Source organism: Micromonospora sp. DT48, assembly GCF_049844495.1.
In the GTDB taxonomy this organism is placed as follows: domain Bacteria; phylum Actinomycetota; class Actinomycetes; order Mycobacteriales; family Micromonosporaceae; genus Micromonospora.
Genome location: NZ_JBNCLE010000007.1, coordinates 77,270 through 97,538, shown reverse-complemented (window position 1 = coordinate 97,538; position 20,269 = coordinate 77,270). Strand labels below are relative to the sequence as shown.

Annotated in this window: 16 protein-coding genes; 9 read left to right on the top strand and 7 right to left on the bottom strand. The window is 71.1% G+C overall.

The annotated features are described in order from the left end of the window. Positions 1–125 precede the first annotated feature (125 nt). Complete coding sequence (locus ACLQ2S_RS08500; RefSeq protein ID WP_155216593.1) at positions 126–539, bottom strand: hypothetical protein; 414 nt, start codon at positions 537–539, stop codon at positions 126–128. Positions 540–840: 301 nt separating this feature from the next. Between ACLQ2S_RS08500 and ACLQ2S_RS08495 the strand changes: the two genes are divergently transcribed. The 5 genes from ACLQ2S_RS08495 (at position 841) to ACLQ2S_RS08475 (ending at position 8,389) form a co-directional block, all read left to right on the top strand. Continuing rightward, on the top strand, positions 841–1,194 hold the full coding sequence (locus ACLQ2S_RS08495; protein WP_155216595.1) for a DUF4212 domain-containing protein: 354 nt from the start codon (positions 841–843) through the stop codon (positions 1,192–1,194). Beyond that, on the top strand, positions 1,191–2,861 hold the full coding sequence (locus ACLQ2S_RS08490; protein ID WP_155216597.1) for a sodium:solute symporter family protein: 1,671 nt from the start codon (positions 1,191–1,193) through the stop codon (positions 2,859–2,861). The genes ACLQ2S_RS08495 and ACLQ2S_RS08490 overlap by 4 nt, the downstream gene beginning before the upstream one ends. A gap of 269 nt (positions 2,862–3,130) precedes the next feature. Continuing rightward, complete coding sequence (locus tag ACLQ2S_RS08485; protein WP_155216962.1) at positions 3,131–4,357, top strand: multidrug effflux MFS transporter; 1,227 nt, start codon at positions 3,131–3,133, stop codon at positions 4,355–4,357. Between the two features lie 67 nt (positions 4,358–4,424). Beyond that, the gene (locus tag ACLQ2S_RS08480; RefSeq protein WP_309223013.1) at positions 4,425–5,759 is read left to right on the top strand and encodes an SWIM zinc finger family protein; all 1,335 of its coding nucleotides are present in this window, start codon (positions 4,425–4,427) and stop codon (positions 5,757–5,759) included. Next, positions 5,756–8,389 carry a DUF6493 family protein gene (locus ACLQ2S_RS08475; RefSeq protein WP_425701463.1) on the top strand — a complete coding sequence of 878 codons (2,634 nt, stop codon included), beginning with the start codon at positions 5,756–5,758 and terminating at the stop codon, positions 8,387–8,389. The genes ACLQ2S_RS08480 and ACLQ2S_RS08475 overlap by 4 nt, the downstream gene beginning before the upstream one ends. An 84-nt stretch (positions 8,390–8,473) precedes the next feature. Here ACLQ2S_RS08475 and ACLQ2S_RS08470 read toward each other — a convergent pair whose 3' ends face one another. From ACLQ2S_RS08470 to ACLQ2S_RS08460, 3 genes are all read right to left on the bottom strand, one after another. Further along, positions 8,474–10,735 (bottom strand): catalase, encoded by a 2,262-nt coding sequence (locus ACLQ2S_RS08470; RefSeq protein ID WP_155216599.1) that lies wholly within the window; start codon positions 10,733–10,735, stop codon positions 8,474–8,476. A gap of 101 nt (positions 10,736–10,836) precedes the next feature. Continuing rightward, positions 10,837–11,334 carry an SRPBCC family protein gene (locus tag ACLQ2S_RS08465; protein ID WP_155216601.1) on the bottom strand — a complete coding sequence of 166 codons (498 nt, stop codon included), beginning with the start codon at positions 11,332–11,334 and terminating at the stop codon, positions 10,837–10,839. Beyond that, positions 11,331–11,537, bottom strand: a complete 207-nt coding sequence (locus ACLQ2S_RS08460; protein ID WP_230462433.1) for a hypothetical protein — start codon at positions 11,535–11,537, stop codon at positions 11,331–11,333. Before ACLQ2S_RS08460 ends, ACLQ2S_RS08465 begins: the two co-directional genes overlap by 4 nt. A gap of 339 nt (positions 11,538–11,876) precedes the next feature. On the opposite strand from ACLQ2S_RS08460, the gene ACLQ2S_RS08455 reads away from it, so the two are divergent. Beyond that, positions 11,877–12,269, top strand: a complete 393-nt coding sequence (locus ACLQ2S_RS08455; protein WP_155216603.1) for an SCO5389 family protein — start codon at positions 11,877–11,879, stop codon at positions 12,267–12,269. A gap of 90 nt (positions 12,270–12,359) precedes the next feature. Next, positions 12,360–13,775, top strand: a complete 1,416-nt coding sequence (gene sthA / locus ACLQ2S_RS08450; RefSeq protein WP_155216605.1) for a Si-specific NAD(P)(+) transhydrogenase — start codon at positions 12,360–12,362, stop codon at positions 13,773–13,775. 72 nt (positions 13,776–13,847) lie between these two features. On the opposite strand, the gene aceB is transcribed toward sthA, so the two are convergent. Then, complete coding sequence (aceB, locus tag ACLQ2S_RS08445; RefSeq protein ID WP_309223014.1) at positions 13,848–15,458, bottom strand: malate synthase A; 1,611 nt, start codon at positions 15,456–15,458, stop codon at positions 13,848–13,850. Continuing rightward, a complete protein-coding gene (aceA, locus tag ACLQ2S_RS08440; protein ID WP_155216607.1) occupies positions 15,455–16,726 on the bottom strand; it encodes an isocitrate lyase in 1,272 nt (423 codons plus the stop codon). The genes aceB and aceA overlap by 4 nt, the downstream gene beginning before the upstream one ends. Before the next feature lie 216 nt (positions 16,727–16,942). Here aceA and ACLQ2S_RS08435 point away from each other — a divergent pair, with 216 nt between their 5' ends. After that, positions 16,943–18,337 carry a short-chain fatty acyl-CoA regulator family protein gene (locus tag ACLQ2S_RS08435; protein WP_309223015.1) on the top strand — a complete coding sequence of 465 codons (1,395 nt, stop codon included), beginning with the start codon at positions 16,943–16,945 and terminating at the stop codon, positions 18,335–18,337. Between the two features lie 111 nt (positions 18,338–18,448). After that, positions 18,449–19,300, top strand: coding sequence for an endonuclease/exonuclease/phosphatase family protein (locus ACLQ2S_RS08430; RefSeq protein WP_155216609.1), 852 nt, complete (start codon positions 18,449–18,451; stop codon positions 19,298–19,300). 10 nt (positions 19,301–19,310) lie between these two features. Here ACLQ2S_RS08430 and ACLQ2S_RS08425 read toward each other — a convergent pair whose 3' ends face one another. Next, positions 19,311–20,168: a DUF4253 domain-containing protein gene (locus ACLQ2S_RS08425; RefSeq protein WP_196222501.1), complete on the bottom strand. Its 858-nt coding sequence runs from the start codon at positions 20,166–20,168 to the stop codon at positions 19,311–19,313. Positions 20,169–20,269 lie beyond the last annotated feature (101 nt).

The window sequence follows — 20,269 nt, the reverse complement described above, 5'->3', positions numbered from 1 at the left end:
CTGCCAACGGAAACCGCCCAAGATCTCGTGCCAACCTCTTACGAGCGGGCGGCAGCTGGGGCACCGGTCCGAAGTAGCCCAGGCACCGGGCCGGGCGTGTCTCCGGCAGAAACGTGGCGGACCGGTCAGCGCAGTGCGATCAGGCGCATGCCGGCGCGGATCAGGACGACCGCGCCACCGGCGGCCATGACCAGCCCGATGCCGGGCATCAGTTGCCCCCAGGCGTCGGTGCTGGCACTGAGACTGATCAGGCGGACCACCTGCCATCCGACGATGGCGGCGACGACCAGCCCGGGGATCAGGCTGTGCGCGATGGCCACCTTCCGGTACGGCAGCAGGGCACCGGCGACGGCGAGGAACGCCATGCTCAGCGTCCAGAGCCCGGGACCGGCCGCGCCGGAGAGCGACCCGAACGGCGTGATGACCCAGGGCAGCAGCGAGCCGACCAGCACGAGTACGCCGCCGACGAGCATGCCGAGACTGCCGGCGTGGAAGACGCGCCGGCGAACCGGGGCGGCGGTGGATGCGGTATCGGCCATGTCCGGATGCTAGGCGGTCAGCGCCGCCGGACCGAACGGGCAAATCGGTGAACGGTCGGCCGGTGTCGGTGGGCGGCCGAAGCGGGTCCGCGAACGACCGCAAATCGGGCGAGTCCGCACGACAGTTCCTACCGCTGAACCGTTCACGGGATCCAACGGACCGCTCAGCGACCCGAACCCGAACCTGACCGGATCAACTCTTGCCTGGCCAGGCCGCGTCACGTTCTCTTCCCACACCAGAGGTGTGACTGACCGCACAACGTCGAGCAGCCCGTCCCGTATCGACCAGGAGGCTCCAGAGATGACCGAGGTAACCCCCGACAAGGAGACCCGTGGCGGTGAGCCGCCACCGTCGGCACCGCCACCGGCGTCGCCGCCGGACAACGGCTGGCGCAAGGAGTACTGGAGCCGGAACCTGCGGCTCATGGTGATCCTGCTGGCCATCTGGTTCATCGTCTCGTTCGGCTTCGGCATTCTGCTTGTCGAGCCGCTCAACAACATCGTCATCGCCGGATTCCCGCTCGGGTTCTGGTTCGCCCAGCAGGGATCGATCTACGTCTTCGTGATCCTGATCTTCGTCTACGCGAAGTTGATGGACCGCCTCGACAACCAGTTCGGCGTCGATGAGCAGGAGATCCAGGAGGCTGGCAAATGAGTCAGATCCAGACCTGGACCCTCGTCTTCATCGTCGGCTCCTTCGCGGTCTACCTCTACATCGCCTGGCGCAGCCGGGTGCGGGAGACGGCCGGCTTCTACGTCGCCGGTCAGGGCATCCCGACCATCGCCAACGGCGCGGCGGTCGCCGCCGACTGGATGTCCGCCGCGTCGTTCATCTCGATGGCCGGCCTGATCGCCTTCCTCGGCTCCGACGGCACCATCTACCTGATGGGCTGGACCGGCGGCTATGTGTTGCTGGCCCTGCTGATCGCCCCCTACCTGCGCAAGTGGGGCAAGTTCACGGTGCCCGAGTTCGTCGGTGACCGGTACTCCGAGACCGTCCGCACCATCGCCGCCGTCGCCGCGATCATCATCTCCTTCACCTACGTGGTGGGGCAGATGCGAGGTGGCGGCATCGTCTTCAGCCGGTTCCTCGGCCTGGACGTCACCGGCGGCGTCATCGTGGCGGCACTGATCATCGGCCTGTACGCGGTGCTCGGCGGCATGAAGGGCATCACCTGGACCCAGGTGGCGCAGTACTCGGTGCTGATCGTGGCCTACCTGATTCCCGCGATCGCGGTGGCGCAGCAGATGACCGGCTTCCCGGTGCCGCAGGTGTCGTTCGGACAGATCCTCGCCGAACTCGACGCGATCAGTGTCGAGATGGGGCTGAACCAGTACACCGAGGCGTTCGCGGCCCGGCCGCAGATCGACGTGTTCCTGGTGACCATGGCGCTGATGATCGGCACCGCCGGTCTGCCGCACGTGATCGTCCGGTTCTACACGACGAAGAGCGTACGGGGTGCCCGCTACTCGGCGTTCTGGGCGCTGTTCTTCATCGCGCTGCTCTACACCACCGCCCCGGCGGTGGGCGCCTTCACCAAGCTGAACCTGCTCCGGGACGTCAACGGCGTCGCCGCCGACGCGCTGCCGAGGTGGATCGAGAACTGGGCGGCGACCGGGTTGGTCACGGTCAGCGACGGAGCGACGACCATCAACACGGTCAGCAACAACCCGACCTCCGGCGCGGACCTGATCGTCAACAACGACATCCTGGTCCTCGCCAGTCCCGAGATCGCCGGCCTGCCGGCACCGATCGTGGGTCTGGTGGCGGCCGGCGGTATGGCCGCCGCGATGTCCACGGCGGCCGGACTGCTGCTGGTGATCTCGTCGTCGTTCTCGCACGACCTGTACTTCCGGCGGGTGAAGCGGGACTCCACCGACAAGCAACGGCTGCTCGTCGGCCGGATCGCGATGGGTCTGGCGGTACTGGTCTCCATCTACGCCGGCATCAACCCGCCCGCGTTCGTGGCGCAGGTGGTCGCCTTCGCGTTCGGTCTCGCGGCGTCGACCTTCTTCCCGGCCATCGTGCTCGGCATCTTCTGGAAACGATGTAATGCCACGGGCGCGGCGGCCGGCATGCTCACCGGTCTGGTGTTCACCGCCAGCTACATGATCTACACGCTGCCGGTGTTCGGCACCGAGGCCAACCCGCACATCTTCGACATCAGCCCGGAGGGCATCGGCACCATCGGCGCGATCGTCAACTTCGCGGTCGCCATCGTGGTGTCGAAGCTGACGGCACCACCGCCGGACGAGATCGTCGAGATGGTGGAGGGCATCCGCTACCCGGCGTCCCGGCGGGAGGTGACCGCCGGCACCTGACACCCGGCACTCCAGAGCCATCACCACAGTGGGGGGAAGCCGCCGCCTCAGCACCACCTGAGGCGGCGGTTCCCTGCCGTCGTCCGCTCCACCAGCGGTGTGAGGTGCGTAACCTCTGCAGATGTGGGGAATGAGGTCGGCGGCGGCGGGTTGCAGCCAGATATGACCATCGCACCACGTTCCGCCCGCTGCACCTGCTCGCGGAAGACGCTCCGGTGAGCGGCGTCGACACCGTCGCCGCGCCACCCGCGCCGATGCCGGGCGACCTGATGACTCGCCGCCAACGTCTGCGCCTCATCCTCGTCCTCGGCTCGCTGATCGCGGTGGGCCCGCTGACCATCGACATGTACCTCCCGGCGCTGCCCTCGATCGTCGACGACCTCGGCACCACCTCGGCGGCGGTCCAGTTGACGCTCACCGGCACCCTGATCGGTCTGGCCCTGGGACAACTGCTGATCGGTCCGCTCTCCGACGCCGTCGGCCGCCGTACTCCGTTGATCGCCGGCACCGCGCTGCACATCGTGACCTCCGTGGGTTGCGCCCTCGCCCCGAACATCGCGGCCCTCGGCGCGATGCGCGTGGTGCAGGGCCTCGGTGCGGCGGCGGCTGCCGTGATCGCCATGGCCGTGGTCCGCGACCTGTTCAGCGGCTCGGCCTTCGCCCAGTTGCTGTCCCGCCTGTTGCTCGTGATGGGTGCCGCCCCGGTCCTCGCGCCGACCCTCGGCAGTGAGCTGCTCCGGTGGACGCAGTGGCGGGGCGTGTTCGCCGCGCTCGCCGTGTTCGGCGTACTGCTGCTCCTGGTCGCGATGCTGGGCCTGCCGGAGACGCTGCCGCCGCTGCGCCGTCAGCGCGGCGGTGTGTCGTCCACCGGCCGGCTCTACGCCTCGCTGCTGCGTGACCGCCCCTTCGTCGGGCTGGTGCTGGTGGCCGGGTTCGCCATGGCGGCACTGTTCGCCTACGTCGGTGGTTCCTCGTTCGTCCTGCAAGGGCAGTACGGGCTCGACGAGCAGCAGTTCGGGTTCGCCTTCGGTGCCGGGGCGATCGGGCTGATCATCGCCACCCAGGCCAACGTACGCCTGCTGCGCCGCTGGTCCCCGCAGCAGATCCTGCTGACCGCCCTGATCGTGGGTACGGCCGCCAGTCTGGTGCTGGTCGGGCTCGCCGCGACCGGGATCGGCGGGCTGCCGGCGCTGCTCGCGTCGCTCTGGCTGGTGCTGGCGACGGCCGGGCTGGCGCTGCCGAACGCGCCCGCGCTGGCCCTGAGCCGACACGGCGAGGCGGCCGGCACCGCCTCCGCCCTGCTCGGCGCGGTGCAGTTCGGCATCGGGGCGATCGCCGCGCCGCTGGTGGGGGTGCTCGGCACCGGGGCCGTGGCGATGGCCGTGGTGATCGCCGGTGGGTTGGCCTCGGCGCTGATCGTGTTCGTCGTGGTGGTCCGCCCCGGCCGACTGGCCGTGCCGGAGCCCGTGGCGGCCGCGACCGTCGTGGCACACTGACCGTCCGATCGCGGGTGACCTGCCGCGCCGCCGCCGGTGTCAGAGGCTTCCTCTACCGTGCGGCGGCGTGACCACAGTCCAGACCTACCGCTACCTCGCCCCCTCCACCCTCACGCAACGCTCACTCGCCCTGCAGACCAGCGGCGGACCCGCACCCAATCCCCGCTTCTTCACCGGTTTCCTCACCACCGGCCAGGCGGCGGCGGTGGGGCTGCTGGCGGTGGCCGAGGTGGCCCGCACCCGCTACCACCGGCCGGTCAGTCCGGCGAGTCTGGATCCGGTGGTCACCGGCAGCCGCGACCGGCTCCGCTTCGAGTCCTTCTCCGGGTGCTGCGGGGTGTACGCGCGGCTCGACGCGTTGCCCGCGGGTCTGGACGGCGACGTCGCCGAGCACGGCACCACCAACGTCGACGTGAACAATCCGCTGCGCGAGTCACTGGCCCGGGTCAGTGGCCTGGATCCGCTGCACCTGTCGGTCGGCCCCGATGACCTCACCGTCTCCACTCTGGACGGCACGGTGGTGGAGAAGAAGGTGCCGCTGCCGGCGCGCTGGCTGCGCGGCTTCGCCGAGGTCCACGTGCTGGCCGCCCGCTTCGAGCCCCGGGCCGAGCTGCCGGCGACCGAGGCCGGCGCCTTCCTGCGTCGGTTGCCGCGCGGCGACCGGTCGGTGCTCTGGGTGGTACCGGCCGGTCGGTCCCTGCGGCTGACCTCCCGGCCCGTCGCCGGGGCGGTCTGCCTGGCCGGGGCCGACCGGCTGACCGCACTGCGACCGATGCTGCGCTTCGCGAAGACCCTCCGGGTGTACGGCCCGACGGTGGCGCCCGGCTCCGCCCCGGCCCCGAGCGTCTGGGAACTCGACACCGGCGCGCTACGACTGTCGCTGACCCTCTCCCCCGAGCCGTACCGTGGCTTCTCCGGTGAGGGGGCCGCGCTCGCCGCACTCGCCGGAGACGATGTCGTCGACGACGCCGACCTGGTCTCGGCCCTGCTGTCCTGGGATCCGACCATCGACCCGGATCGGCTGGCCAGGCAGGCCGGTATCGACACCGCCCGGGTACGGGGTGCCCTGGCCCAGCTCGGCACCGCCGGTCGGGTCGGCTACGACGTCGCCGACGGGGCGTACTTCCACCGGGTGATGCCGTACGACGCGGGCCGGGCCGAGCGGGACAATCCCCGGCTGGTGGGCGCGCGGGCGCTGCTCGACGCCGCAGCGGTGCGGTGGGACGGCACGGCGGCGACGGTACGCGGCGGCGACCAGGTGTACCGGGTCCGTCGGCTCGCCGACGGCGGGCTGACCTGCACCTGTCCATGGTGGGCGAGACATCGGGGGCAGCGGGGGCCGTGCCGGCACGCCCTGGCCGCCCGGATGCTGGTCACCGAACAGGTCGAGGAGTCGGCATGACGCACGCGGACCCTTCCCTGCGCACTGTGCGACGTCGGCACGAGCTGGCCAACGGCGGCACGAGCGACCTGTTCGACCTGGTGGACCGGGGTGCGATCAAAGCGGTCGCGGCAGCGCTGCACGGGCTGCCGGAACAGCGCCGCCGGGAGATCGGCGTCGAGCTGACCGCCTGGTTCAAGCAGCACCAGCGGGGCATCTGGTGGTCGGGCACCGGCACGGCCCTGGCGATCGCCGTGGTCGGTTGCCTACCGACCGCCGCCCAGGCCGCGACGATCCTCGGCCGTCCCTCGGTCAACCCGCACGGTCGCCTCGCGGCCGAGCTGGTGCACGCCGTCGCGCGGGAGCGAGGGGTCGACTGGCTCGTCGACCTGGCCCATCGGATCGCGGCCCGGTTCACCGAGCAGACCTGGGTCGGCAAGTGGCACTTCGTCGCCACGCTTCTGCACCTGGACGGTGGCGCGCCACCCACCGACGACATGGCCGTACGCCTGTGGTTGACCGCGGTGGACTCCCCCGCCACGTTCCACCAGGGTCAGCCCCCGCCGGTGGCGGACCGGCTACGCGACGACCCGTTCCTGGCCGTCATGCTGCCTCGGCTGTTCGAGGTGGACGACATCGGCAACCTGATGCTGGGCATCACCGATCACCACGACCGCACTGACCCGGGCCGCCCCGTCCTGCCGCCCGCCCTGGCCCAGCTCGCCGCCGAGGGGGTGGTCGACCGGTCGCTCCTGCTCGACGGCTCCCTCGGTCGGCTGTTGCGCGGCGACCGGCCGGGCGCGCTGCGCGCCTTCACCATGCTGCTCGACCAGCTCGCACCGACCACCGCCGAGGTCACCGCCCGGGTCACGGACTATCTCCGGCTGCTCGTCGACGCACCCGCGCCGGTGGCCACGATGGCGCAGAAGGCGCTCCGGACGCTGCCCGAACTGGAACTGGAGTCGATCCTCGACGCCTCCCGCCAGATGCTCACCCGACCCGACAAGACACTGGTCCGGGCCCAGCTCGGCTGGCTCGACCAGCTCGCCCGCCAGCACCGGGACCGGGCCGGTGAGATCGCCGAGGTGATCGCGGTCGCCGCCGACCATCCCGCCGTGCAGCTGCGGGAGCGTGCCGTGGCACTGGCCGCCCGGCACGGCCTCGACCCGGCAGCGGACGGGCCGGCCCCGGCGGTCACCCGACCCCGAGGCGACGACCTGCCCCCGCCGCCCACGCCCGCACAGTCGCCCGCGCCGATCACGGACCTGGACGAGCTGACCGAGGAGGTCGCCGCGCTGCTCGCCACGCCGTACCGGGGGACGGCCCTGGAGCGTGTCCTCGACGGGCTGGTCCGGCTCACCGCGACCGACGGGCCTCGGGTCCACGCCGCGCTCGCCCCGGTGGTCGAACGGCGGCACTGGTCCTGGGCGGACGCGCACCGCTCCGATCCACTCTGCCTCTGCGCGACGGTGGTCGAGTTGTTCACGAGCGCCGGGTGCTCGGACGGTCAGCGGGAACGGTGGGAGCGGCTGCGCACCGCGCTGCACCGGGTCGACGCGACACCGGAGCTGGTGGTCACCGACCCCCGGGTGCCGCCGGTCCACCGGCTGCTCCACGCCCGGCTGGCCGAGATCGGCGGGTACCTCACCGGGCCGGGGCAGCCGGGGCTGCTCGCCGCTCCCACCACGACCAACGGTCAGCTCGACCCGGCGGCGTTGGTGGACCGACTCGCCGCGCTCGGTGACCGGGAGCCCGGCCACTGGGACCTCACCCAGGCGTTGCTGCGGTTGCCGACCGAGGTGGACGAGGCGATCGCCGGTCAGGCGGCGGCGCTCGGCACGGCGGCCGGTCGACGGCTCGCCGCCTGGGTGCGCGACGGTGGCCTACCCCAGCCGGTCGTCCGCCCCCGCACCGTCACCCAGTCCAGCAGCCAGGGCCGACGTTGGGCGGACGCGTACCTGCCGGACGAGCGGATCCTGGTCGAACTGGCCCCACCGGACGGAGCGGTCGACCGGTACGGGCTGTTCACCACGCCCGTGTCACCGCTCACCGGCGAGCACGTCGGTTGGGTGGACCTGTGGCCGTCGATGTTGCCCGGGCACCGAGGGCTGGTCACCGCGTACGCGTTGCCGCTGATCGCCGGTGCCGCGGACATGGACGAGCGGGGCGGGCCCGCGTTGCTGCCGTTGCTCGCGGAGATCGCTGGTCCGGGCGGGGTGGCCCTCGACCTGGCGTTGGCCTACGGGCTCAGCGCCCGGCACGGCCCGGACCGGGTGGCCACGGTGGACGCCCTGCTCGCCTTGGCGGCCACCGGCGACATCGACGCGGCCGGCATCGGGGAGCAACTCGGGACCCTCGTCGCCCGGCACCTGGTGAAGCTGTCCCGGGTCGTCGAGCCGCTGCGCGACGTCGCGCAGGCGGGTGCGCCGCTGACCGTGTGGCGGCTGCTGGCCGCCACGCTCCCGGCGGTGTTGGCCATGCCCACCGCACCGCGTGGCCTGCCGGACCTGCTGACCGTGGCGGCCGAGACCGCCGCCACGACCGGCGTCCGCATCGAGGTGCCGGGCCTGGCCGCCGTCGCCGGGCGGGGCGGGTCAGGTCGCCTGGTCACCGAGGCCCGCAGGCTGCACCGCGTCCTCGACGCGGGGTGAGCCGAGCAGGGCTCACCCCACGAACCGGTGCCAGGTCACGAGGGCGTGGCCGCTCGTGACCTGGCGCCGGTGCCGCGCTTGCGGTCAGCCGACCGGGGCGGGGAACCTCTCCCAGACCCGGTGACCGGCCATGAGCTGCCCGACGGCGGCCAACACCTCCGTCGCGGAGTCGCCGGTGACCACGCCGGGTGTGCCGACGACACCGGACTGCTCCAGCGCCGTGACGCCGGTCCCCCACGCGCCGATGGCTTTGGCGTGCCGCCAGCACTCGTCCACCATCAGCAGCACCCGGGGGTCGATGGTGGCCGAACCGGTCGTGCCCGCCTTGGCGTCGCGGGCCGGCGTCGCATCCGGTGCCGGAGCGGGTGCCGAGGCGAGCAGGAGCGCGTCGAGTTCGACCGAGCGGCCGGTGGCGAAGCTCCGTTGCGCGGGCAGGTCGCCGATCGTTCCGCCGTGCGGCGCGATCAGCAGCGGCACCATGTCGGCGGCGAAGACCGCCTCGCGGACCGCCCGGACGCCGTCGAGGTCGGCCTCGGGTCCGACGACGATGCCGACCATCCGGCCGTCGGCCGGCCACTCCCGCCCGACCTGGGACAACGCGGGGCTCGGCTCGACGTCGGCCAGCGGGATCGTCGGCTCCGGCGCGGGCAGACCGAGGCCGGTGGCGACCTCGGCGCAGAGCACCGGGTCGATGTTGGCCAGGCACTGGAGCTGCCGTTCCTTGATCGCCTGGTGGTAGCACTTGCCCAGCTCGAAGGTGTACGCCCGGATGATGTGCTCCCGCTCGACCGGGGACATGCTCGACCAGAACAGGCGGGCCTGGCTGAAGTGGTCGTCGAACGAGGCCGGGTTGGCGCGTACCTTGGGTGCCTGGGTGACCTGGACCGGCACCTCGACGAACGGGTTGTCGTCGGCACCGGCCGGGAACGGGTTGCCGCCGTCGAGGGTGTTCGGCCGGTACGGGGCCACCCCGGCGTGGACGGCGTGCTGGTGGAAGCCGTCGCGCAGCATGTCGTTGACCTGGGCGTGCGGCCGGTTGATCGGGATCTGCGTGAAGTTCGGCCCGCCGAGGCGGGTCAGCTGGGTGTCGACGTACGAGAAGAGTCGGCCCTGCAGCAGCGGGTCGTTGGTGACGTCGATGCCCGGCGGCAGGTGGCCCACGTGGAAGGCGACCTGCTCGGTCTCGGCGAAGAAGTTCCTCGGGGTGCGGTTCAGGGTCAGCTTGCCGACCGGCTGGACCGGCGCGAGTTCCTCCGGCACGATCTTCGTCGGGTCGAGCAGGTCGATGCCGGCGAAGGTCTCCTCGGGGGTGTCGGGGAAGACCTGGAGGCCGAGTTCCCACTCGGGGAACGCCCCCGCCTCGATGGCGTCGTAGAGGTCACGCCGGTGGAAGTCCGGGTCGATGCCGCCGAGCAGTTGGGCCTCCTCCCAGACCAGCGAGTGCACGCCCAGCTTCGGCTTCCAGTGGAACTTGGCCAGCACCGTCTCCCCGGCGGCGTTGACCAGCCGGAACGTGTGCACACCGAAGCCCTCCATCGTCCGGTAGGAGCGCGGGATGCCCCGGTCGGACATGGTCCACATGGCGTGGTGCTGTGCCTCGGTGTGCAGTGAGACGAAGTCCCAGAAGGTGTCGTGCGCGCTCTGCGCCTGGGGGATCTCGCGGTCGGGGTGCGGCTTTCCGGCGTGGATGATGTCGGGGAACTTGATCGCGTCCTGGATGAAGAAGACCGGGATGTTGTTGGCGACCAGGTCGAAGGTGCCCTCGTCGGTGTAGAACTTCGTGGCGAAGCCCCGGGTGTCGCGGACGGTGTCGGCCGAGCCACGCGACCCGAGGACGGTGGAGAAGCGGACGAAGACCTCGGTGGTCCGGCCCTTGGCCAGGAAACCCGCCCGGGTGACGGCCTCGGCGGTGCCGTACGCGGTGAACTCGCCGTGCGCGCCCGCGCCCCGGGCGTGCACCACCCGCTCGGGGATCCGCTCGTGGTCGAAGTGGGTGATCTTCTCTCGCAGGTGGTGGTCCTGGAGCAGGACCGGCCCACGCGGCCCGGCCTTGAGCGAGTGGTCGGTGTCCCGCAGCCGCGCGCCCTGCGCGGTGGTGAGGAAAGAACCCTGCTGGCCGTACGCCTCGGCCGTCGCGCCGGTCTCGGCACCGGTCGGCGTACGGGTCTGCGGGGCGCCCTGTTCGGGTTTCGCGGGCAGCGGATCGTGTGGGGTCGTCGGCTCGTCGAGCGGTGGCGGGGCGCTGCCCGGCGCTCCCGGCACCTCCGGGGCGAGGGCGTCGGTCACCTTCTCCGCCGCGGCCTCCACGACATCCTTGACCGCCTTGGCGGGGTTGCGGGCGTTCATTTCTGCGGGTACCTCCTGGGACACGAGAGCCAGATGTCAGGGCGGTACCCGGGGTAGAACGAGCAAAACGGAGCGAATGGCGCGGATGTGGGTATCCTCGATCACTCCGGCCGCAGTTGCTCGTAGTACGCCTTCATCGGCGGGTGGTAGTCGTCGAACGGCGGCATCGCCGTACCGTCATGAGCCGCCGCCAGGCAGTCGAGGTAGTACTCCCAGCCCGGCCCCACCTCACCGATGCCGGTGGCGTCGACGAGGTGCTGGACGAAGCGCAGCTCGGTGCGATCGCCCAGGGTGGTCAGCAGCAGTTCCAGCACCCAGTGGCCGTACTCGTCCCGCAGGGACACGGCCAGCCGGTGGGGCGGCTCACACGCCTCGATATCCAGGTCGGACCAGGGTGCCCCCTCCTCGAGGGTCATCCGCACCCGGATGGTGCGCCCGGGTGCGGCCTCGCCCTCCCAGGGGCCGAACCATCGTGCCGTGCGCTCCGGTTCGGTGAGGCTGGCCCATACATCGTCGATCGGGGCCCGGAACGTTCGGGTGAGGACCAGGTCGACGCCGTTCTCGGCGTCGAGGAGTCGGCCGGTCGGTGTACGGGTCATGCGGTGCGCTCCTGTGGGGCGGTTGGCGTCTCGCCGGTGCGGCGATCGCGGCGGGCACGGTAGACCTCGGTCTCCAGGGCGTCGAAGCGGCATTCCCAGAGGTCGGTCCGGGTGAGCTGGATCAGCCACCGGATCAGGTCGGCGAGCCGGGTCGGATCCAGCTCGTAGAGCCGGTGGCGACCGACGACGGTGTCGCGGACCACTCCGCTGTCGCACAGTACGCGCAGGTGCCGACTGAATCGCCGGTCGACTGATCTCGAACTGCTCGGCGAGCAGCCGTCGCGCGACCGAGACGACCTTCCGGTCGTAGCCGTCGGCCTGACCGTCCCAGTACCGGACCAGTCGCTCCCGTCGTGGCATCTACCGCTCCCGCCCGTTCCGCCCGGCGCGCGGTGGCCGGGATCCCGACCCGGCCACCGGCCCGCATCGTGTCGCGGCGGTGCTCATCGACTCGGCCCGTCAGCGTTGACAGCCCCGATGGTGACGTGATGTGCTCGGCACGCAATGGTAACGACAATCGTTGTCATTAGTTAAGGAGGATCATGTCTCTCACCGTGTCGCCGAGCCTGCTGCGGGCCGCCGAATCCGGCCCCGTCGACGACGAGGCATTCGTGGCCTGCGTCCGCGAGTCACTGCCGTACGCCTGGCGGACCGTCAACCGGGTGGTGTCGGAACTCGTGTCCTCGGACGCCGACTTTGCCGACAACCAGGTGCCCCCACCCAGCGAGGCCGAGCGGGGCCAACTGTTGCGCGCGTTGGCCAGCGACGCCATCCGATCCAGTCTGGAGCGTCACTTCGGCGTCAAGCTCGCCTTCCAGAACTGCCACCGGATCGCGGCGTTCCGACCGTCCGCCGTCGACTCCGACACCTACCGCCAGTTCATCTCGGTCCGGGGCCAGTTGCTCAACCAGTCTCCGGAGCTGCGCAGCTGCTGATCCGAGCTAGGCCGGGCGGGCCACAAAGTCTCGACCCCGCCCGGCCGTAGGTATGGCGCGCGGTGGCACACCTTTGCGACGCTGGTGATCATGTATGACTACGACCTGTTGGTGCTGGGCTCCGGGCCCAGCGGTCAGAAGGCCGCCATCGCCGCCGCGAAGCTGGGCCGGCGGGTCGGCCTGGTGGAGCGCCGCGACATGCTGGGCGGGGTGTGCATCAACACCGGCACCGTGCCGTCGAAGACCCTGCGCGAGGCGGTGCTCTACCTGACCGGCCTCAGCCAGCGCGAGCTCTACGGCAGCAGCTACCGGGTCAAGGAGGAGATCACGGTCAGCGATCTGGCCGCGCGGACCCAGCACGTCATCAACCGCCAGACCGATGTCATCCGGAACCAGTTGGCCCGCAATCGGGTCACGCTCATCACCGGCACCGGGCGGTTCGCCGACCAGCACTCGGTCTGGATCGACGGCGACTCCGGGCGGGAAACCAGGATCACCTTCGACAAGGCCATCATCGCCGCCGGCACCCGACCGGCCCGGCCGGACAGTGTCGACTTCGACGACCGGACGATCGTGGACTCCGACGGGGTCATCAACCTCCAGTCCGTACCCCGCAGCATGGTCGTGGTCGGCGCGGGCGTGATCGGCATGGAGTACGCCTCGATGTTCGCCGCCCTCGGCACGAAGGTGACGGTGGTCGAGCGGCGCGAGCGGATGCTCGACTTCTGCGACGAGGAGGTCGTCGAGTCGCTGAAGTACCACCTGCGGGACCTGTCGGTGACGTTCCGCTTCGGCGAGGAGGTGGCCTCGGTCGAGAAGCACCCGACGGCCGCGTTGTGCGTCCTCAAGAGCGGCAAGAAGATCGTCGCGGACACCGTCATGTACTCGGCGGGCCGGCAGGGTCAGACCGACGGCCTGGACCTCGCGGCGGCGGGACTGAGCGCTGACCGGCGCGGACGCATCGAGGTCGACGCGCACTACCGGACCGCGGTGGAGAACATCTACGCCGTCGGCGATGTGATCGGCTTCCCGGCGCTGGCCTCGACCTCGATGGAGCAGGGACGGTTGGCCGCGCAGCACGCCTGCGGCGAGCCGGACCGTCCGATGCACGAGTTGCAGCCGATCGGCATCTACACCATTCCGGAGATCAGCTTCGTCGGGAAGACCGAGGAGGAGCTGACCGACAGCGCGACGCCGTTCGAGGTGGGCATCGCCCGCTACCGCGAGCTGGCGCGCGGCCAGATCGTGGGCGACTCGTACGGCATGTTGAAGCTGCTCGTCTCGCCGACGGACGGCCGGCTGCTCGGTGTGCACGTCTTCGGTACCGGCGCCACCGAGATCGTCCACATCGGGCAGACGGTGATGGGCTGCGGCGGCACGGTGGACTACCTGGTCGACACGGTGTTCAACTACCCGACGCTGGCCGAGGCGTACAAGGTGGCCGCCCTGGACGCCTCCAACAAGATCCGCAACATCACCCGGCTCGACGCGGACCCGACACCGTGAGTGACGGCCGCCAGGGCGTTCGGGCATGAGCGCGGCCCCCGGTTCTCACCGGGGGCCGCGCTCCGGTCCTGGCTAGCGAGCGGCCAGCGCCGGCTCCCGGGTGACCCCGAGGTGCCGGGCGTACGCCTTGGTGGTGAAGAAGGACGGCAGGTCCTCACCGAGGGCCGTCTCCTCGACGATCCGGGCGGCGTGCTCGGCGCGCTCGCGCTCCGCGCCCACCCGCCCCTCGGCGAGGGCGGCCAGCTCCTCGGCGAGCATCGAGCGGACCAGTTCCTCGGTCACCGTTCCCCCACCGGCCAGCGGCGTGCCGTGGTGCAGCCACTGCCAGAGTTGGCAGCGGGCGATCTCGGCGGTGGCGGCGTCCTCCATCAGGTTCCACAGCGCCACCGCGCCCGTACCGCCGAGCCAGGCGTCGATGTAGCGCAGCGCCACCGCGACGTTGGCCCGTACCCCCGCCTCGGTGACCTGGCCGGGGGTCTTGTCCACCGCGAGCAACTCGGCGGCGGTGACCGCCACCTCGTCGCGACGCCGGTCGAGCTGGTTCGGACGCTCACCCAGCACCGCGTCGAAGACCTCGCGGCAGGTCGCCACCAGGCCGGGGTGGGCGACCCAGGAGCCGTCGAAGCCGTCGCCGGCCTCGCGCTGCTTGTCCGCCCGCACCTTACGCAGCGCCGCCTCGTTGACCTCGGGGTCGCGGGCCGGGACGAAGGCGGCCATCCCGCCGATCGCGTGCGCGCCACGCCGGTGGCAGGTCCGCACCAGCAGTTCGGTGTACGCGCGCATGAACGGCACCGTCATCGTCACCTCGGCGCGATCCGGCAGGACGAAGTCCGGCCACTGCCCGAAGTTCTTGATGACGCTGAAGATGTAGTCCCACCGCCCGGCGTTGAGCCCCGCGGAGTGCTCGCGCAGCTCGTAGAGGATCTCCTCCATCTCGAACGCGGCGGTGATCGTCTCGATCAGCGTGGTGGCCCGGATGGTGCCCTGCGGCAGCCCGAGGTAGCGCTGGGCGAAGACGAAGATGTCGTTCCACAGCCGCGCCTCGCGGTGGGTCTCCAGCTTCGGCAGGTAGAAGTACGGGCCCTTGCCGGCGTCGAGCTGGCGGCGGGCGCAGTGGAAGAGGTAGAGCCCGAAGTCGACCAGGCTGGCCGAGATGGGTCGGCCGTCCACCACGATGCCCTTCTCCGCCAGGTGCCAGCCGCGCGGACGGACCACGATGGTGGCCAGCTCCTCGCCGAGGGTGTACTGCTTGCCCCGGGCGTCGGTGAAGTCGATCCGGCGGTCCAGGGCGTCGATCAGGTTGAGCTGTCCACTGATGACGTTGTGCCAGGTCGGGGCGGTGGCGTCCTCGAAGTCGGCGAGCCACACCTTGGCACCGGAGTTCAACGCGTTGACGGTCATCTTGCGTTCCGGCGGCCCGGTGATCTCGACTCGCCGGTCGACCAGGCCCGGCGCGGGCGGTGCCACCTGCCAGCTCGGGTCCTCCCGGATCGCGGCGGTCTCCGGCAGGAAGTCGGGCAACTGGCCGGTGGCGTAGCGGTCCCGGCGGGCGCGGCGGGTGTCGAGCAGGGCCACCCGGCGGGCGGCGAACTCGCTGTCCAGCGCGACCAGGAACTCCAGCGCCTCGGGCGTGAGCACCTCGTCGAACCGTTCGGCCATGTCGCCGATGATCTCGTACCTCACGCGAACTGCTCCTCTTCGGTCGACCCCCGCAGCGCGGTGGTCTCGGCGGTGGGGTTCAGCACGGTGCTGATCAGGTCGAAGTAGCCGGTACCCACCTCGCGCTGGTGCTTGACGGCGGTGTATCCGGCCGGCTCGGCCGCGAACTCCCGCTCCTGGAGCGAGACGTACGCCGACATGCCGTCGGTCGCGTAGCCCTTGGCCAGGTCGAACATCGAGTAGTTGAGGGCGTGGAAACCGGCCAGGGTGATGAACTGGAACTTGTAGCCCATGTGGCCGAGTTCCCGCTGGAACTTGGCGATGGTGGCGTCGTCGAGGTGCTTGCGCCAGTTGAACGACGGCGAGCAGTTGTAGGCGAGCAGCTGGTCCGGGTACTCGGACTTGATCGCCTCGGCGAAACGGCGGGCGACCTCCAGGTCCGGCGTGCTGGTCTCCATCCAGAGCAGGTCGGCGTGCGGGGCGTAGGCCAACCCTCGGGCGATGCACGGCTCGATGCCGTTACGGACCCGGTAGAAGCCCTCGGCGGTGCGCTCGCCGGTGACGAACGGCTGGTCCCGCTCGTCGACGTCGGTGGTCAGCAGGGTGGCGGCCTGGGCGTCGGTGCGGGCGATGACCACCGACGGCACGCCCGCCACGTCGGCGGCCAGCCGCGCCGCCTCCAGGGTGCGCACGTGCTGACCGGTGGGGATGAGCACCTTCCCGCCGAGGTGACCGCACTTCTTCTCGCTGGCGAGCTGGTCCTCCCAGTGCACGCCGGCGGCGCCCGCCGCGATCATCGCGTTCATCAGCTCGTACGCGTTGAGCACGCCACCGAAGCCGGCCTCGGCGTCGGCGACGATCGGTGCCAGCCAGTCGATGCCGGAGGTGTCGCCCTCGGCGGTGGTGATCTGCGCGGCGCGCAGCAGGGCGTTGTTGATCCGGCGCACCACGGCGGGCACCGAGTTGGCCGGGTAGAGGCTCTGGTCGGGGTAGGTGTGCCCGGCCAGGTTCGCGTCGGCGGCCACCTGCCAGCCGGAGAGGTAGATGGCCTTGAGCCCGGCCCGGACCATCTGCACGGCCTGGTTGCCGGTGAGGGCTCCGAGGGCGTGGATGTAGTCCTCACTGTTCAACAGCCGCCACAGCCGGTTCGCGCCGTGCCGGGCCAGGGTGTGTTCCTCCTGGATCGCGCCACGCAACCGCACCACGTCCTCGGCGCGGTAGCTGCGCCGCACACCCCGCCAACGGGGGTTGGTGTCCCATTCGTGCTGCAACTGCTCGACCGCGGTAACCATCGTTGCTCATTCCCTTCGGATTCCGTCATCACCCGGTGACGCTGCGCCGATGCTGGTCGCCGGGTGTGTGACTCACGGTCACACGGCCGACCGGAGGTGGTCGAGGGACGGAAAAAGCCAATTCTTGAAAAGTCCACAGGCGATTCTGAAAACTTGTGAAAGGGCCTATTCGCAGCAGTGCTAATGTGACCCGGATCGGATCGCCGGACCAGGGAGGTGGGGACCATCGCCAGGACCTTCGCCGGGGCTCGGCTGCGGCGGATGCGCGAGGAGCGCGGGCTCAGCCAGACGGAGTTGGCCCGGCATCTGAGCATCTCCCCGAGCTACCTCAACCAGATCGAGCACGACACCCGGCCGCTGACCGTGCCGGTGCTGCTGCGCATCACCGAGCTGTTCGGCGTCGACCCGACCGTGTTCGCCGCACACGACACCCCTCGACTGGTCGCCGGGCTACGCGAGGCGCTGCCCGGACGCGCCGGTCTCACCGAACTCACCGAACTGGCCACCCGGCTGCCCGAGGTCGCTGCGGCGGTCATCGAGCTGCACCGCCGCTACCAGCAGGCCGACGAGCAGCTCGCCGAGTTGGTCGGCGACCGCGAGCGGATCGGCCGCAGCCCGCACGACCAGGTCACCGAGTTCTTCTACCGGCGGCAGAACTACGTACCCGACCTCGACGAGGAGGCCGAGCGGCTGGCCGGGCGGATGGGGCTGCGCCGCGGCGAGGTCCGCGCCCTGCTCCGCGACCGGCTGGCGCAGCGGCACGGCGTACGCGTCGCCCGCGAGGACGCCGCCGCACTCGGCGGAGACCTGCACCGCTACCGCCCGCAGACCCGCACCCTGCACCTGTCCACGTCGCTGCGCGCCGGGCAGGAGGCGATGCGGATGGCGGCGCAGATCGCGTTGCTGGAGTTCGCCGACGTCATCGACGAGATCGTCGAGTCGGAGGAGTTCGACGACGTGCAGACGCAGATCCTCACCCGGGTCGGTCTGGCCAACTACTTCGCGGCGGCGCTGATCCTGCCGTACGAGCACTTCCTCGCGGCCGCGGAGCAGCGTCGCTACGACATCGACCTGCTCACCCAGCACTATGCGATGGGGTGGGAGACGGTCTGCCACCGGCTCAGCACCCTGCAACGGCCCCGGGCACGGGGGGTGCCGTTCTCCTTCGTCCGGGTCGACCGGGCCGGGAACATGTCGAAACGCCAGTCGGCCACCGGCTTCCCGTTCTCCCGCACCGGCGGCACATGTCCACTATGGACGGTGTATGAGGCGTTCAGCGCCCCGGGACGGGTGGTGACCCAGGTCGCCGCCATGCCGGACGGGCAGCGTTACCTGTGGATCGCCCGCACCATCACCCGGCACCACGGCGGCTACGGCCAGCCCGGCAAGTCGTACGCCATCGGGCTGGGCTGCGAGGTGCGCCACGCCGGTCGGCTCGTCTACTCCACCGGGATGGACCTGCACGCGGCCGAGGCCGCGACGCCGATCGGGCCGGGCTGCAAGACCTGCGAGCGGCTGACCTGCCCGCAGCGGGCCGCCCCGCCGATCAGCCGCCAACTCGACGTGGACGAGAACCGCAGCACCTTCATCCCGTACCCGTTGCGCACCTGAGCCCACGGCCACCCAGCCGCAGGGTCCACTCACCCACCGTGACGAACGGGCCGGGTGTCGCGGGCGGTCCGGATACACTGTCAGCCCGCTCCACGAGCCCAGGGCTGGTGCATGCTCTCCCCTCCGTGCCGCGTACCACGACCGGTGGTCGCCCTCGTCGCCCTCGTCTCGTTCGCCGCGCTGCTGACCGACTGCTCGACGGTCGAGACGGCCACCGCCCAGACGCGGATGCGGGTGCTCCAACTGAACCTGTGCAACAGCGGCATGGCCACCGGCTGCTACACCGGCCGCGCGGTCGCCCGTGCCGCCGAGGTGATCCGCGCCGAGACACCCGACGTCGTCACCCTCAACGAGATCTGCGCCGACGACGTGGACGCGCTGGAACGCGTGATGACGCAGGTGCACGACGGCACGGTGGTGGCCGCCTTCCAACCGGCGCGAAACGGCCGCACCGGTGAGCCGTACCGCTGCCTCAACGGGCAGCAGTACGGCGTCGGGGTGCTCACGCACATCCCGGGGTCCGGCGGTGACCACGAGGTGCACGCCGGGATCTACCCGGCCCAGGACCCCGCCGACCCGGAGCAGCGGGCCTGGCTCTGCGTCGAAGCCAGTGGCCTCTTCTTCGCCTGCACCACGCACCTTGCGTACACCAGCTCGACCCTGGCGCTCGCCCAGTGCGCACACCTGGTCGGCACGGCGATCCCCCGGTTACACGCCGATGGTCGCTACCGCCCCACCGTGGTCAGCGGCGACCTCAACCTGCGCCACGGCGGCACACCCGACGTGCGGTCCTGCGTGCCGGCCGACTACCACCACCGGCACGACGGCGGGGTGCAGCAGTTCATGGCCACCGCAGACCTGCGGATCGACGTCACCAGACCGGTGAGCATGGAACGGACAACCGACCACGCGGCCTTCCTGGTGAGGCTCACGCTGCCCGGTCAGGGCGATCCCGCGCACTGAGGGGTGCCGATCAGTCCCACCAGAACGCCCAGGTCGGGGCGTCGACGATCCGTTCGGCGTAGGCGGCCAGGGTGCACGGCCGCTGCCCCTGCCACACGTTGTCCGGGCAGAAGGCGAAGTGTTCGGCCGCCACCCGCAACGCCTCATCGGTCTCCTCCGGTGGCGCGGCGACGCTGAGATACAGCTCGGCGAAGCCGATCCCGATCACCCGTACCCCGAACCGGTCCTCCCAGCTGCGCAGCACGGCCGACAGCCGCCCCGGATCGTTCGTGTGGTTGACCGCGCCCTGCCAACCGAGGACGGCCAGGGCGTCGCTGCCCCGCTCGGCGGGGACCAGGCCGAGGCGCATCGCCGGTCGGGCCAGCGACAGTTGCTCGGCCCAGTGGTCCGCGTGCCGCTCCGGCGTCGTCCAGGGTTCGCCGGCAGGCGCCAGCCCGGGCCAGTCCCGCCCGTACGGTGCGGTGACGGCCACCCGCCTGTCGTTGGACAGGTCGTCGTCGCCGTCGTAGGGCGCGGTCTGGTCGGCCCACCAACCGGCGAGCAGATCCTCCGGATCATGCTCGCTGGGCGACGACACACGGTCGGGCCAGAACTCGCCGTCGTCCCAGGGACGCGTCGGCGCACCGTCGTAGCCGTCCAGCAGCAACGGCCACAACCCCGACTGCGGATGCGCCGCCCGCAATCGCGACCACAGCTCGGCCGGGGCCGGGCCGTCGCTGAGCCACAGTGAGGGCCGGTCGGCGTCGCCTCCGTCGCCGCGCACCGTCCGGCCGGGCGGGAGCGGCACCGACAGCGCCCGGGTGCGCGGAGCGGCGGTCACGAACAACTCCGACAACTCCGCCGGCATCTCGTTCAACTGTGTGGTCATGGCGCGCGAGGATAGTGGCCGCGTCCGACAACCCACGGCGACAGCCGGTCGTGTCGCCGTGCTACCGGAATCCGACGTCGGCGCCGGGTGCCGGGCCGGCC